This is a genomic window from Bradyrhizobium sp. T-1 (genome assembly GCF_053592855.1).
The window spans coordinates 201,769-215,771 of the sequence record NZ_JBSGOX010000002.1; the positions used below are offsets into that span (position 1 = coordinate 201,769).

Genomic DNA, 14,003 nt, shown 5'->3' on the forward strand with positions numbered 1-14,003 from the left:
ATAAGTTGCAGAACAAACTGCATCATAAACTGCCGACAGGGAGGCACAAAAATGGCTCGCTCAATCCAAAACAAGTTGCGTCGTGTAGCATTTGTTGTGGCATCCTGCGTGATGCTGATTCCAGCGCACGCCACGTCCAAAGATGCGCTGACAATAAAGATAGGTCTGCAAGCCGTTCCAACCGACGACGTTTATCGCACCAAGGATTGGGGCGCAAAGTACAACCTTAAGGTTGACATCGGGAGCTATAGCTCTGGAAGCGAAATACTCAAGGCGTTTGTCGCCGGGCAAATCGATATCGGCAACGGAGGCTCAGGTCGACTAATCACTATGGCTGCGATGCAGCCCAATCTGTTCTACATTATTGCCGCCGATCAGTATGGGGGCGATCGCTACGGCGTAATTGTCGCGAACCATTCATCTGTCAAAGCGGTGGCTGAACTCAAAGGAAGGAAGATCGGCGCGGTTGCCGGATCCGGCTCTTTCAGCACTTTCCGTGTCTTTTTAGACAAGAACGGGATGAAGGAAGGCGACTTCCAGATCGTCAATATGAAGGTTGAGGACCTGCGAGCCGCCGTGCAGCAAGGTGTTGTCGACGCTGCAGTGGCATGGGAGCCGCATGTTGCGATTGGCGAGACGATGGGCGTGGTAAAGCGTATTCAGTCGATGAAGGGCGTAAGTGAATCGCCGAACCTTGTGCTGGTGCGCCGCAAGTTTGCTGATGAGCATCCCGAGGCCGTGGCGCGATATCTTGCCACGTTGATCGATGCCGGCACGTACATGAAGACGCAACCGGACGATGCCGCCAGCAAGGTTGCAGCCGATATCAGCAAGCAGGGCGTGGACATCGATCCAAAGGCGCTGGAGCTTGCCTTGACGCGGATCAACGTCGATCCAAAGCTGACCGACGCGATGACCGACGAGCTCATGCCGGTTGCCGAGTCTATGAAGGCGGCCGGAAAGATTCCCAACATTCCGGACTTCAAGAGCCTCGTGCGCAATCAATTCTATGAGGAAGCGGCGAAACTCGCGTCATCTACCAACTAAGGGCTCCATCATGTCTAACGCGACGCCGTCGGCGCCGTTCGCGGGTGTTGCCGACGAGCAGAGGCTGCGTAGCATCTTGTACCGCGGGGCGGCATCGGCATTCTTGTTCGCGCTGCCAATCATCGTCTTCCTGTTAATATGGGAGACAACGGTACGTCTCGGCTGGATCAATGCGACGATCCTGCCTTCGCCATCAAATATCGCGCGGCGCGCGTGGGTGCTGCTTGATCCAGCCGATCCCGCCAAGAGCATATTGCTGACGCATATTGTCGTTAGTTTGTGGCGTGCGCTGAGTTCGTTCGCTCTGGCATGCGTGCTGGCCATCCCAATGGGCCTCTTCCTGGGCCTCAACAGGACGGCCTATCTGATTGCTTCCCCACTCCTGAGCCTGTTACTGCCGCTACCGGCAGTTGCCTGGGCTCCGATCTTCCTGGTCATTTTCGGTCAAGGCGATATCACGATCATTGCTGTCTGTTTCCTCGGTGCCTTCTTTCCGATTCTGTACAGTACTATCCAGGGCGTGCGCGCAATCGGCCGACACTCCTTGTGGGTCGTGCGCAGCATGGGCGCAAGCCGGTTTGATATCTTTCGGCGTGTGCTGTTACCCGGTGCGCTGCCGGCGCTGATCTCGGGGCTGAAGCTTGGAATGGCGCATTCGTGGCGCACGCTGGTCGCGGCCGAAATGCTAGCTGCGTTGACCCATGGCCTCGGATTCATGATATTCGCGGCGCGTTCCTATATGGACGTATCCACGATGTTCGTCGGCATCGTATGCCTGGCCCTGATCGGTCTCCTTATCGAACGTGGCGTGTTTGGCTCGCTCGAAGCACTTACCATTCACCGCTGGCACGGTAACGGAAAAGTGGGTAGCCATCGATGAGCGTGGACACATCCGGCATCCGTCTGCAGCGATATACTCGGTCCCCAGCCTCGTCCGGTCTCGCGATACCGATGGCTCGTATCGCGCTGATCCTGGTGCCGCTGGTGGCTTGGGAGGTGTGCTCGCGGTTAGGGTTGATAAACGGCTTCTTGTTTCCGGCGCCGTCCGCGATCCTCAACAAGCTTTGGGTGCAATCCGGCCCAAACGGAAACCCGCCATATGCAATTCTGTGGCACGTGGCAGACAGCATGCTGCGCTTGCTCTCGGGATTATCACTTGCGGTAATCATAGGTACCCTGCTCGGGGTTGGACTTGGCATGAGTCAGCGGGCGCGGCTGGTGTTTCAGCCAATCATTAGCATCTTGATGCCTGTGCCGACGCTAGCATGGACCCCCGTCCTGCTGTTGGTCATGGGTATCGATAACCGCACGACCATCCTAGTCGTATTTCTCGCAGCGGTTTTCGAAATGATATACATCGTCGCGAGCGGCATCGAAATGCTGAACGTCAAAATGCTTTGGGTGGCTTGGTCGATGGGCGCGAGCCGACGGCAGGTATTTTGGCGCGTCATTATTCCCGGCATTTTTCCTTGCCTGATCACCGGCACACGGCTCGGTACAGGTTACGCCTGGCGCGCTCTGATCGCCGCCGAGATGCTGGCCGCCAGCAGCTATGGCCTGGGTTTCATGATCTATGACGCCTCCGAATACATGAACATTGGCGTCATCTATGGTGGCGTGATGATGATTGCGGCGCTCGGCTATCTTCTTGAGAACGTTCTGGTTGGCAAGATCGAAGCTGCTACCATCGAGAAATGGGGAGTACTCAATGAGCGTTGAAACGGCAAAAATACTCCCGCTGCGCGACGGTGCCGGTACCAAGCCCAAGATTGTCGCCAAGAATGTCCAGAAGTATTTCGGAAACGTGCTGGCGATGGAGGACATTTCTTGCACGATCAACGAACGGGAATTCGTGGCTATCATCGGTCCAAGCGGTTGCGGCAAGTCGACGTTTCTGTACCTGATCGCTGGATTCGAGAAGGCAAGCCAGGGGGAACTGCTAATCAACAACGAACTCGTGGTGGGGCCAGGACCCGACCGTGGCGTGGTCTTTCAGGAGTTCGTGCTGTTCCCCTGGCTTACGGTGTTGCGTAATGCGACGCTGGGCCTGGACATCAAAGGTGTGCCACGGCAGGAAGCTGAGGAGCGGGCGAGGAAGTGGCTTCGTCTGACAGGCCTTTCGGGGTTCGAGAATGCCTATCCATCGTCTCTGTCGGGCGGCATGAAACAGCGCGTCGCCATCGCTCGGGCACTTAGTTACGATCCGGAGGTGCTGCTACTCGATGAGCCGTTCGGCGCACTCGACGTGCAAACAAAGAACTACATGATCCAGGATCTACAAAACCTCTGGGTCGAGGCCAATCGAACTATCGTGATGATAACTCATAGTGTATCAGAGGCCGTTCAGCTTGCCGATCGAGTGCTTATTCTGAGCTCACGGCCCTCGCGAATAATTGCGGACGTGGCGATCAAGCTACCCCACCCTCGGGACTTAAGGGACCCGCAGGTCCGGCGATACGAAGACGAGGTTACGGCTCTTCTGTCGGCGGAAGTCGACAAGGCGATGAAGCGCGAACGCCAGACGTTTGCTGGCCGCTCATAGAGCGCTGTGAATCAATAGCCCAGATTACCGCAGGCCGACACTCTAACGCTCTGATCAGCTTGCGTCGGCACGCCGGTGGCGCCGCGCCCGCTCCAAGAGTTGCCGGGCACGTTCGACGACGGGCTCGTCGACCATCCTGCCTTCCAGCGAATAGGCGCCGACGCCACGTTCGGTTTGCTGACGGGCGGTCTCGATGATCAATTGCGCCCTTGCGACATCAGCGTCGGACGGTGCAAAGGCATTGTTTAGGATCGGTACCACTGAAGGATGGACACAGGTCGCACCCGTAACTCCGTGACCGAATGCCTCCTCCGCTAGCTCGCGCATTAGTCGGACATCCTTGTAGTCCGCAACGGAGCCGAACAATCCGAACGAGTATTTTCCGGCTCCGGCAGCGGCCATGTGAACCAGCATCTTGGGTATCTTAAGTGCCTCATGAGTGGGATTAGCTCCCATCGATAGCGCTAAGTCCTCACTACCGCCCATCAGGCCTATCACCCGCTCGTGGGCGCGTGCGATGTCGTCCGCTTTGGCCAAAATCTTGACGGACTCGATGACTGCGATCGCTTGGAGTGGCTCGCGACGGTCATGATCCCGTTCGGTTCGCTCAGCAACCTCTAGAAGCAACCGCACGTGCTCGGCGCCCTCGACTTTTGTCATCAGAATGCCCTTGGCACCACCGAGCACCGAAGCCTCGATATCTCGGACGGCAGCCGACAGAGGTCGATTAATACGCACCCAAATGTCAGCTCCTGCGGCAGCGCATCGTTTTATCGACGACGCAAGCCTATTGCGTGCCCCCTCCTTCTGTGCGGGCGCGACGCTGTCTTCAAGATCCAGGATTATGGCATCGGCGCCACAAAGCGCCGACTTTGCAATGAAGCGCTCAGATGAGGCGGGGACATAAAGCAGAGATCGGTACACTGGTGTCTTCCGGTCGCCTACGGGTCATTGGGATGATGGCTTAGCCTGCACGATGACGCCAGCCTCGCGCAGTTCTTCCAACCGGGCCTGCGTGATGCCGAGGGAGCGCAGAATCGCAAACGTGTGTTGACCGAGATCCGGAGCGGGCATCCGAATCCTTCCGGGCGTAGTTTCGAGCCTCGGGACCACGTTGTGCATTAAAACCGTTCCGAGTTCGGAGTCCGGTAACCCAACGACGATTTCGCGAGCTTGAACATGGGGGTCATCCAAGAATTGATCGATGTCGTAGATTGGTGCAGCAGTTACGTCTGCCCGCTCGAATATACTCATGTTATCTTCAAGCGTCCGCGCGGCAATGAATTCCGCGATAGGCTCCTCGCAAGCATCGGCGTTTTTGATGCGATCAGAGTTCGTCAAAAATCGGGGATCCACGATCATGTCAGGGCGACCGATAGTCCGGAACAACCTCTCGGCCACAACTTGCATCGAGGCGGAGATTGCGATCCAGCGAGAGTCGCTGGTACGGAATGTGTTGCGCGGCGCTCCGGTAAGCGATCGACTGCCGGTCCGCGGGCGTACCTGCTGTGTTAGTTGATAGATTCCGGCTTCGGGACCGAGGAGGGAAAAAAGCGGATCTAACAAGGGCAAGTCGATAACCTGGCCGTTACCCCCGCTCACTTCTCGATGCCTGAGCGCAACCATGGTTGCCCCAAATCCGTAAATGCCCGCGACCATATCGGCGAGCGTGGCGGGTGGCAGCAGCGGAGGTCGATCAGGGAATCCGTTGCGGGAAGCGAAGCCTGACATGCCTTCGACCAGAGTGCCGAAGCCGGGCCTGTCCCGATAGGGACCGGTCTGCCCCCATCCCGAGATTCTCACGATGATCAGTCCTGCATTCTGTGCTCGAAGGACCTCGGGCAACAAACCCAGCTTTTCCAGACCTCCGGGTCTGAAGTTCTCGACCAGCACGTCCGCCGTCGCGAGCAGATCCGATAGGATCGTCCGACCTCTCTCGTCGCGAAGGTCTAGCGCGACACTCTTCTTGTTCCGGGCGTAGGTCTTCCAATGGATGCTGACATCGTTGACCCGCCAAGCGCGCAGAGGGTCGCCCGAGACGATGTCCTCAATCTTGATGACTTCGGCTCCGAAGTCGGCGAGCTGCAGGGTGAGCATATTCCCGGCGACCAGACGCGAAAGGTCCACGACACGGACGCCGTTAAGCGCGCCAGCAGCCTCTGGCTCGAACTGCTTAGGTACGGCCTTCATTGCGCCGACTTAACGATGCAAGGCGGAAGTAGTGCCTGTACAGTACCCGCGGAGGTCCCCATCGATCCTCAACAAGCTGACTTGTATGGGGTAGTATTAAGTGATACGACCACATCCTGCAACATCCTTTCGGTGAACCCGATGTTCACCGCAGCTGGCAACCCGAAGTTAAGCAGAGAGTGCCCTCACTTGAAGAGTTGAACCAGGCCGAGGCTCATCGCGAGCAGAAGTATCAGAGACAAGGTCACCGCAATCGTGACTTTCCCGCCGGCCTTCGAAAGCACCCGGATATCGACACCCAGCCCGAGTGCGGACATGGAGACTACGGTTAGCACGCTGGCGAGCTTCGCAACGGGGGCGGCAACGCTGCTGGGTATGATCTGCAACGAACGAAGGCCGGCCAGTACCAAGAAGCCGATGATGAACCAAGGTACCAATTTGATGAGGTTAATGCGCTTGCCGGGCGCGACTTCGCCACGCAGGCGTGGTGCGACAAGCGACAAGCCGACCACCAACGGCCCTAGCATGAGGACCCGAACGAGCTTCACCACGGTGCCAATTTGAGTGCTGACGATTCCTGCCGGAACGGTCGCGGCAAGCACCTGGGGAACGGCGTACACGGTGAGGCCGGCGAGAATCCCGTACTGAGTAGCCGAGAGCTCCAAGAGTGGAATGAGCAGTGGAAGCCCGAGCACCATCAGCACGCCAAGGACCGCGGTGAAGGAAATCGATGACGCGATATCATCGCCATCTGCCCCTATAACGGGGGCGACCGCGGCGATCGCGGAATTGCCGCAAATGGAATTTCCGGAGGCGATCAGGAGCGAAAGCTTAGTGGGTAGGCCGAGCATGCGGCTGAGGCCGAAACTCACGGCAAGCGTGACCGCAACCGTTCCGACGATCGCGGCAATCAGAAATAATCCGGAAGGCAGGATTGCCCCAAAGCTGATCGAGGCCCCGAGCAGCATCACGGCCACTTCGAGAAGTTGTTTCGCGCTGAAGGCGATTCCGACCTTCCAGCGCTCGGAAGTAGTTGAGACGCTGCGGATCATCATCCCGAGCAGGATGGCGATGACCAAGGCTTCAACATAGGGATGTTGGAAGATGTGCTCCTCGGCCTCCTGGATTCCAATCGACAGCAGCGTCAGGAGCACGCATAAGAGGATGCCGGGAAGCAATGCAACCAAACGACCGGCAGGCGCGTCTACCTTGCTCGATTTGGGAAGATCTTTGCATGGAGCCATGAGTCCCTCGCCAGCCGACAAGGCTATGCCCGAGAACCAAGGGCTCATAACAGTAGAATTTTGATCTAGGCCGATAAGCAGGCGTTATGCCAATGAATTTGCATTTCCTCCGCTTCTTTACCACCGTCGCTGAGGCTGGAAGCTTTTCGCGAGCAGCGGACATCTTGCGCGTTAGCCAGCCCGCGGTCTCGAAAGGAGTACGCGATTTCGAACTGCAAGTGGGCTGTCGCTTGCTGGATCGTACATCGAAAGGAGTACGTACGACCCGCGAGGGGCGGGCACTTCTCAGGCACGCAGAAAATCTGTTCGCTGCCGAGCGGGCCGCCGAAGAGGAACTGTCGTCGCTGCGCAACCTCGCGAGCGGATCGCTTCACATCGGGGCAAGCACCACGATCGCGACCTACATGATCGCTGAGTACATAGGCAGCTTCCGGCGCAGGTATCCGAGCATCGATGTGCATCTGGTAAGCGCCAACACGCGGGATATTGCCGGAATGATGCGCGCGCATGAAATAGAGATCGCCCTCGTGGAAGGACCGGTCGAAGACGATGATCTCGTCAGTACGGCCTGGCGGACGGACATGATGAGCCTGATAGCAGGTCCGACTCACGCCTTCGCATTATCGGAAAATCACGTGTATGCGGCGGCCCTCGAAGATGAAATCCTGATCGTTCGGGAACCAGGCTCCGGCTCACGGGAGATCGTCGCGCAGGCGCTGTTGAACCATGGCGTGCGGCCGCGCAAAACCCTCGAAATCGGCAGCACGGAAGCGATCAAGCAAGTTGTCGCATGCGGTCTTGGTGTCTCGATCGTCTCAACATCAACCATTGGCGATCAGATCAAGCTTGGCCGGCTCAAGGCGATAAAAATGAAGGATCTGCAGATATCGCGCACGCTTTGGCACGTGGAAGTACGGGGACGAACCAAAATTCCTGCCGCGATTGCCTTTGAGCGAATCATAGGTGTCGCCCCATGACATCAATATGATGGAGTCGCGGGATCGTCTCGTCATTCGGAAGGCTTTGCTGGACGTGACGGCGGATCAAAAAAGGCGAGCGGCGCGAGATAAACCCAGTTTGCGTCAGCAACATCCAGAGAGCAACTTATCCGATCCACCATAGATAGCGAGACAGTTCGCCAGATGTCTGCTGCACTGCAATCCGATCAACGTCCGAGGGGTCCGTAGTCAGGACATCCCATCGCGGTTCTTGTGCCGACGCGCAAATTATTGGTGGTTGGCCGTTGGATGCAATGGTAGCGAGGTCTCGTTTTGAGCGGCCGTAATGGGAATATGTTCTCCGAGGGGGCGCCCCGACAGGATATTTTGGGCAGGGTCCTCTGTTGCTTGGAGGCTGAGACTGTGCCCCCAGTCCGCTCTCCGGAAAATCTGGCGAGTCGGGTGGGCCTGATTAGGTCGATGATTGTGGCCATCTCATCTCGAGCGCTCGCTTTGGCTGGCTTTGCGATCGGCTGGTCGCGATCTGGTCGAACGCGCCATCGCGATCAAGTCATGCACTTGACACGAAAGCCATAGTCATAAAGGCTGCTACCCATGTTAGTTTCGCTTTGCCCGCTGGATATCAAAGACTTGCGCTTCTATCAAAATTGAGCGCCGACGGCGTCGAGCGGCAAGGAGCTACGTCGGAATGGTCAGCTAGGGCGTGACAATCAAGCTTCGAAGGCGAATTGATCAACTGAGGCAAAGCACTTCTTGTCGACGGGTGGGGGCGCTGCTTGGCTCAAATCAGGAAAAATCGGGTGAGCGGCGATAAGCAAGCTAATCTAAGTGAGTTGATGCCAGACTTGCTCGCTCTGGGTTTTAGCGAGTACGAAGCGCGTGCCTACCTCGCGCTCTATGAGCTTTCGCAGGCGACTGCCTACGAAGTAGCCAAACTTGCAGGCTTACCCAAGGCGAACGCATATTCTGTCCTCGAGAGTCTGGCAAAGAAGGAGGCGGCTCAACCGATCTCCGAAACTCCACTGCGGTATGTGGCGGTAGCGCCCAAGGTTCTGTTTGAGCGAATTGCGACAGCGACGAGCAAGCGCTGCGCAAAGTTGATCCGAACGATTCCGGCTGTTTCACAGTCCAACGACGGTGGCTACGTATGGACCATTAACGGCGAGGACGCGATCGCCGCCAAGATGGAGGCTATGATCGACGGAGCGAAATCACACATTTGGGTAAAAACAGAAGAGAAAATACTGCTGCCGCACCGCGACGCGCTTCGACGTGCTGCAGACCGCGGGGTTGCGATTCTCATCATCCTTTTCGGGACTCAAGTCGAGAAGTTTCAATTCGGTGCGAAGTCGCGAACTTATCTCCACGAGGGAAACGGCATTCCCGTGGGAATCGCACCGCATCTTGTAACCCTTACAGTGGATTTCGAAGAAGCTCTGGTGGCGGAGATTCGTGCGCAAGGCGGCTCCTACACGCGAAATAAGCCGATAGTTAATCTTGCTGACTCCCTATTGCGGCACGAGATCTACTTCGCGGAAATATTCGAAATGTTCGGGCAACCGATCCAGAAGACGTTCGGCCCCGCTATTATCGAGCTTCGAAGGAAGTATCTTCCCGCACCGCAAGTTGCGGCGCTGGAAAGCCTTCTAGGGCTTACCGCGAGTCGAGTTGAGAAAAAATCCAAGCTGAAAGAAGAAAAGATCTAACGCGTCTGTCGCGGCGATTGGCACGCTTCGCCGGCGTGTTTCGCGCGCCTGCAAGGAGCAGCAATCTTAAGGGGGAGTTGGCTTTGAACCTTCAAAAGTTGCGCGCGCTGCATAGTGTAATCGTGACCGGTTCGGTCACCGGGGCCGCAACTCGACTTCATTTGACCCAACCAGCGGTAAGCCGTTCGCTGTCTGCCCTTGAAGCGGAGCTGGGATTCAAGCTCTTCAACCGGCTTGGTGGGCGCCTGGTTCCGACTCCTCAAGGAGAAGCCTTCTCGCGGGAATGCGAGCGTATCCTGCTGGATATCGACGATCTTACCCGCATCGGCAAAGAAATCCGCGCCAATCGAGGCGGTCGCCTTCGGATCGTGGCAATGCCACAACTCGCCCGAAGTCTACTCGTGCCGGCACTGGCCCAATTTTCGAAGGAGTTTCCGAGTGTTTCGATTTCTTTGGAAGTCAGGGAAAGACGCGAAGTCGAACGTTGGGCTTCGGGACTTAGGTTCGACGTTGGGATAGTAATGCTCCCGACTCAATTTGAAATGTTGACGTCGCATTCCTTCGCCGAATTGGTTCCCGTTGCGGTGCTTCATCCCGATCATCCACTTGCGGCGAATAAGACGATTCTCCCCAGTGATCTGATCGAGGACCGTTTTATTGCGCTGGACCGGACGACGTTGTTGCGGCAGATCGTTGATGGAATGTACGTACAAGCTGGCCTTGCCGCGAACATTTGGGTTGAAGTGTCGTCGGCGTTCATCGCGTGCCAAATGGTGGGAGCCGGAATGGGTGTGTCGATATCGGATCCATTCAGCGCAGCGCTGCTAGCAGAGCGAGATGTCGTGGTTCGCCCTTGCAAGACGTCGGCAAGGCTCAACTATGCTTTCGTCTATCCGCGCCATTCGAAGAAGACGGCGCAGGCGGTCCGGTTTTCCGAAATCGTGAGGAGCACTCTGGAGAATTTGATGGGGCGGTTCGAATTCGTGCAAGGGCAAACAATTCGATAAATTGCACTTCTTCCGTGCAGTGCTGTAGACGCGCGGGTCGCGGCGGTACGCACAGCCAACTTGACCACGTTTTCCTGAGGAATCGGGAGGATCCGGCAAGTCGCGCGTCCTCGATATTACAGCAAGTAATGCATCCATTACGCTAATTGAATTGCTGCGGTTCCGAATAACCCTTCAGATATGTAGGATGCGAGTCTGGCTCAATCCAAACTGAGCAGAAGCCAAAAGAGATGCCGGTGTGTCAATGGCGACGCATTCGAGACAGATGAGGAAACACATGCTACGAACTTTGCATATTTTTCTAGCACTCGCTTTCCTGACTTTCTCGTCATCGAGTTTTGCCGGTGCCAGGCTGGACGACGCAAAGAAGAGCGGCCTTACCCTCGGCTTCAGCAACGAGCCGCCCTTCGCGTTCAAGCAGGCCGATGGATCATTGGCCGGGTCAGACTACGATCTCGCAAAGCTCGCATTCAACCGCCTTGGAGTAGAGCGGATCGAAGGAACGGTGGTTGCGTTCGGATCGCTCATCCCGGGACTTCAAGCCAAACGTTTCGATTTTATCGCGACCGGACTCTATATCCTTCCCGCGCGCTGCCTTCAGGTTCTCTTCACCGAGCCCAACTTCACCGTTCAGGAAGGTCTTCTCGTTCGCAAAGGCAATCCCAAGCAAATCCATAGTCTTGACGACATCGTCAAACACGAGGACATCAAGGTTGGTGGCAACATAAGTGGCCAGCCGACACAGAATGCAGTCAAGGCCGGCGTGAAGGATAGCCAAATCACGCGTTTTCCGGACATCCCCTCCAATGTCGCGAGCCTGAAAGCGGGCAGGATCGACGGGGCATTGCTTATATCGGTAACTGCACGCTGGAACGCAAAGAACGATCCGACCCTGGAAGTCGCCGAACCATACACGGGCCTGCTCATAGATGGCAAGCCGAAGCAAGACTACGGCGCATTTGCCTTCCGTAAGGAGGATTCGGAGCTTCGGGACGCATTTAATGCCGAGATGCTCAAGATCGTGCATTCTTCGGAATATGTTGAGATCCTGAAAAAGTACGGCATGACGCAGAACGAAGTGCCGGCGGCCGACGTCAAGCTCGATACTCTTTGTAAGCAGTAGGACTCGTGCCCGAAGCGGACGGTGACAGATGTCGGCGCTCTACGAGGGTAGATGGCTGCTCCTTTCTGGTGCGGTAACGACGATGGCCCTTTACGCGCTCTCGACAGTATTGATGTTCGCTTGCGCGCTCGTTTTCGGTATCGCCAGGACATCCAAGAGCTGGTGGATCCGAACCATCAGTTTGCTCTATGTCGAGATCTTCAGGGGCATATCTCTGGTGGTCGTCCTGTTCTGGCTCTACTTTGTTTTGCCGTTCTTCGGGGTTGCGATTTCCGCCTTTTGGGCGGCCACACTCGCCATAGGCATGTGCTTCGGGGCTTATGGAGCTGAGGTCGTCAGGACGGCGATCGGCGCTATCCCGCGGGGCCAGTATGACGCCGCCTTGGCGATCAATATGGTGCCATCAATGATGATGCGCCGGATCATTCTTCCTCAAGCAATGCTGTCGATGATACCACCTCTCGGTAACCTCAGCATCCTGGTATTGAAAGCCACCTCGGTTGCCGCCTTGGCGACCGTTCCGGAACTGACTTTTGAAGCCTACTCTCTCAATATCAGAACCTTTCAGACCGTGCCGATCTATCTCGTTGTCATGATCTTCTATGTGGCTGCGGCGCAATTGATAGGAGCGGCAATCGCGTACGCAGAGCGACGTCTCGGGTTATGGCAGGGTAAGCCAACGCACGGCGCAACCAGGGGCTGGTCGGCATGAAGGTCGATTTCCAATATGCCTGGGAGTTGCTTCCGCAACTCGTGGTCGCGGCGCAAACCACATTGCTCGCCGCCGTCCTCGGTTTTATCGCCTCCCTGCTTGGCGGCCTCCTTCTCTTTGCGCTGTACAGCGCTAAGCACCGTCTGACCAAAATCTTAGTTCGCGGCTACGTCGAATTCGCAAGAGGGGTGCCGCTCCTGGTCCTGATCTATTTTCTGTACTTCGTGGGGCCTTCGGCAGGCGTCGTGATCAGCCCGCTGGTGACCGGCGTCATTGCTCTCGGCTTGCACTACAGTGCGTATATGGCCGAGGTCTACCGTGCCGCAATGATCGGTGTTCCGGCCGGGCAATGGGAGGCATCAACATCCATAAATCTCTCAACGTTCGACACATATCGGCGGATCATTGTTCCACAGATGATCCCATTCATCATTCCAAATGCCGGAAGTTACTTCGTCTACATGCTGAAGGACACGCCGCTGCTCGCATCCATATCCGTTTGGGAACTCATGGCCGTTGCTCAGGCGGAAGGAGCCAGGCGGTTTCAGTACTTTGAACCCATAACGATGGTTGGGATAATGTTTCTCGTCCTCAGCATTGCCGGCGCGTTTCTCATCAACAGGCTCGAGCGACTGTCCCAGAAGGGATGGCGGTAATGTCGGCCGGACCGTTCTCAGTACAGCTAAGGAACGTTACAAAACGTTTTGGGGCGTCCACGGTCCTAAATGACCTAAATCTCGAAGTCGGACAGGGTGAAAAGCTTGTGGTCATCGGTCCGAGTGGATCGGGAAAATCAACTCTCCTCAGGGTTCTCATGACATTGGAGGGAATCGACAGAGGCAGTGTCTCTATCTGCGGCCGTGAGTTGTGGTCGTGCGATTCGACCGGCGCAGCACGCCAAGCATCGGCCCGGCAAACACGTACGATTCGGAGCGATGTCGGCATGGTCTTTCAGAGCTTTAATCTTTTTCCTCACCTTACGGCGCTTGAAAACGTGACCGAGGGACCGATTCGCGTCCTCAAGATGCCGAAGGAGAAAGCCGTGAGCCTCGGAAAGGAGCTGCTTCGAAGGGTGGGACTGGAAGATCGGTGCGACTACTACCCTGCGAGGATGTCAGGCGGTCAGCAACAAAGGGTTGCGATCGCGAGAGCAATGGCGATGAGACCGAAAATACTCCTATTCGACGAGGTGACCTCGGCGCTCGATCCTGAACTCGTTGGCGAGGTGCTAGCGGTCATTCGGGAGCTGACTCACCAAAAGGAACTGACGGTTATCATGGTAACGCATCAGATGTCCTTCGCGCGAGAGATCGCCGACAGGGTTTGCTTCTTCGATCACGGCCGAATTGTCGAGGAAGGAGAGCCGTACCAGTTCTTTTCTCAACCGAAAAGCGCGAGAACCCAGGCGTTTCTAAAGTCGGTCCTGGACGCCTGACGATCTTAGTCTCAGCAGTCGAATTCCTCTTAGGAGAC

Annotated in this window: 14 protein-coding genes; 11 read left to right on the plus strand and 3 right to left on the minus strand. The window is 56.5% G+C overall.

Annotated elements, in window-relative coordinates:
• The first annotated feature begins 51 nt into the window (after positions 1-51).
• The 4 genes from ACWAT4_RS40315 to ACWAT4_RS40330 all read left to right on the plus strand — a co-directional run bounded on the left by ACWAT4_RS40315 (position 52) and on the right by ACWAT4_RS40330 (position 3,589).
• Entirely contained in the window at positions 52-1,047 is a 996-nt protein-coding gene (locus ACWAT4_RS40315) for an ABC transporter substrate-binding protein (RefSeq protein ID WP_206733163.1), read from the plus strand.
• 10 nt (positions 1,048-1,057) lie between these two features.
• Entirely contained in the window at positions 1,058-1,927 is an 870-nt protein-coding gene (locus tag ACWAT4_RS40320; RefSeq protein ID WP_128955089.1) for an ABC transporter permease, read from the plus strand.
• Between the two features lie 71 nt (positions 1,928-1,998).
• Positions 1,999-2,766, plus strand: a complete 768-nt coding sequence (locus tag ACWAT4_RS40325) for an ABC transporter permease (RefSeq protein ID WP_128929689.1) — start codon at positions 1,999-2,001, stop codon at positions 2,764-2,766.
• Positions 2,756-3,589: an ABC transporter ATP-binding protein gene (locus ACWAT4_RS40330; RefSeq protein WP_128929688.1), complete on the plus strand. Its 834-nt coding sequence runs from the start codon at positions 2,756-2,758 to the stop codon at positions 3,587-3,589. Before ACWAT4_RS40325 ends, ACWAT4_RS40330 begins: the two co-directional genes overlap by 11 nt.
• A gap of 54 nt (positions 3,590-3,643) precedes the next feature.
• On the opposite strand, the gene ACWAT4_RS40335 is transcribed toward ACWAT4_RS40330, so the two are convergent.
• From ACWAT4_RS40335 to ACWAT4_RS40345, 3 genes are all read right to left on the minus strand, one after another.
• Positions 3,644-4,513 (minus strand): HpcH/HpaI aldolase/citrate lyase family protein, encoded by an 870-nt coding sequence (locus ACWAT4_RS40335; RefSeq protein ID WP_237866327.1) that lies wholly within the window; start codon positions 4,511-4,513, stop codon positions 3,644-3,646.
• Positions 4,514-4,537: 24 nt separating this feature from the next.
• Positions 4,538-5,779, minus strand: coding sequence for a CaiB/BaiF CoA transferase family protein (locus ACWAT4_RS40340; protein WP_128929686.1), 1,242 nt, complete (start codon positions 5,777-5,779; stop codon positions 4,538-4,540).
• Positions 5,780-5,964: 185 nt separating this feature from the next.
• Positions 5,965-7,023, minus strand: a complete 1,059-nt coding sequence (locus tag ACWAT4_RS40345; RefSeq protein WP_128929685.1) for a YeiH family protein — start codon at positions 7,021-7,023, stop codon at positions 5,965-5,967.
• A gap of 92 nt (positions 7,024-7,115) precedes the next feature.
• Between ACWAT4_RS40345 and ACWAT4_RS40350 the strand changes: the two genes are divergently transcribed.
• The 7 genes from ACWAT4_RS40350 (at position 7,116) to ehuA (ending at position 13,965) form a co-directional block, all read left to right on the plus strand.
• Complete coding sequence (locus tag ACWAT4_RS40350) at positions 7,116-8,000, plus strand: LysR family transcriptional regulator (RefSeq protein WP_232995588.1); 885 nt, start codon at positions 7,116-7,118, stop codon at positions 7,998-8,000.
• 782 nt (positions 8,001-8,782) lie between these two features.
• Positions 8,783-9,688: a TrmB family transcriptional regulator gene (locus ACWAT4_RS40355; RefSeq protein WP_206733164.1), complete on the plus strand. Its 906-nt coding sequence runs from the start codon at positions 8,783-8,785 to the stop codon at positions 9,686-9,688.
• A gap of 83 nt (positions 9,689-9,771) precedes the next feature.
• Complete coding sequence (locus ACWAT4_RS40360) at positions 9,772-10,695, plus strand: LysR family transcriptional regulator (RefSeq protein ID WP_128929683.1); 924 nt, start codon at positions 9,772-9,774, stop codon at positions 10,693-10,695.
• Between the two features lie 277 nt (positions 10,696-10,972).
• Positions 10,973-11,818: an ectoine/hydroxyectoine ABC transporter substrate-binding protein EhuB gene (gene ehuB, locus ACWAT4_RS40365; RefSeq protein WP_164933832.1), complete on the plus strand. Its 846-nt coding sequence runs from the start codon at positions 10,973-10,975 to the stop codon at positions 11,816-11,818.
• A gap of 28 nt (positions 11,819-11,846) precedes the next feature.
• Positions 11,847-12,530, plus strand: a complete 684-nt coding sequence (locus ACWAT4_RS40370; RefSeq protein ID WP_128929681.1) for an amino acid ABC transporter permease — start codon at positions 11,847-11,849, stop codon at positions 12,528-12,530.
• Positions 12,527-13,186: an ectoine/hydroxyectoine ABC transporter permease subunit EhuD gene (gene ehuD / locus ACWAT4_RS40375; protein WP_128955088.1), complete on the plus strand. Its 660-nt coding sequence runs from the start codon at positions 12,527-12,529 to the stop codon at positions 13,184-13,186. Before ACWAT4_RS40370 ends, ehuD begins: the two co-directional genes overlap by 4 nt.
• Positions 13,186-13,965, plus strand: a complete 780-nt coding sequence (gene ehuA, locus ACWAT4_RS40380; RefSeq protein WP_188637407.1) for an ectoine/hydroxyectoine ABC transporter ATP-binding protein EhuA — start codon at positions 13,186-13,188, stop codon at positions 13,963-13,965. Before ehuD ends, ehuA begins: the two co-directional genes overlap by 1 nt.
• Positions 13,966-14,003: the final 38 nt, after the last annotated feature.

Bases quoted from the DNA above. Each gene is read 5' to 3' on its own strand.
- ACWAT4_RS40315 (WP_206733163.1), top strand. From the start codon at position 52: ATGGCTCGCTCAATCCAAAACAAGTTGCGTCGTGTAGCATTTGTTGTG.
- ACWAT4_RS40320 (WP_128955089.1), top strand. From the start codon at position 1,058: ATGTCTAACGCGACGCCGTCGGCGCCGTTCGCGGGTGTTGCCGACGAG.
- ACWAT4_RS40325 (WP_128929689.1), top strand. From the start codon at position 1,999: ATGGCTCGTATCGCGCTGATCCTGGTGCCGCTGGTGGCTTGGGAGGTG.
- ACWAT4_RS40330 (WP_128929688.1), top strand. From the start codon at position 2,756: ATGAGCGTTGAAACGGCAAAAATACTCCCGCTGCGCGACGGTGCCGGT.
- ACWAT4_RS40340 (WP_128929686.1), bottom strand. From the start codon at position 5,779: ATGAAGGCCGTACCTAAGCAGTTCGAGCCAGAGGCTGCTGGCGCGCTT.
- ACWAT4_RS40345 (WP_128929685.1), bottom strand. From the start codon at position 7,023: ATGGCTCCATGCAAAGATCTTCCCAAATCGAGCAAGGTAGACGCGCCT.
- ACWAT4_RS40350 (WP_232995588.1), top strand. From the start codon at position 7,116: ATGAATTTGCATTTCCTCCGCTTCTTTACCACCGTCGCTGAGGCTGGA.
- ehuB (WP_164933832.1), top strand. From the start codon at position 10,973: ATGCTACGAACTTTGCATATTTTTCTAGCACTCGCTTTCCTGACTTTC.
- ACWAT4_RS40370 (WP_128929681.1), top strand. From the start codon at position 11,847: ATGTCGGCGCTCTACGAGGGTAGATGGCTGCTCCTTTCTGGTGCGGTA.
- ehuD (WP_128955088.1), top strand. From the start codon at position 12,527: ATGAAGGTCGATTTCCAATATGCCTGGGAGTTGCTTCCGCAACTCGTG.
- ehuA (WP_188637407.1), top strand. From the start codon at position 13,186: ATGTCGGCCGGACCGTTCTCAGTACAGCTAAGGAACGTTACAAAACGT.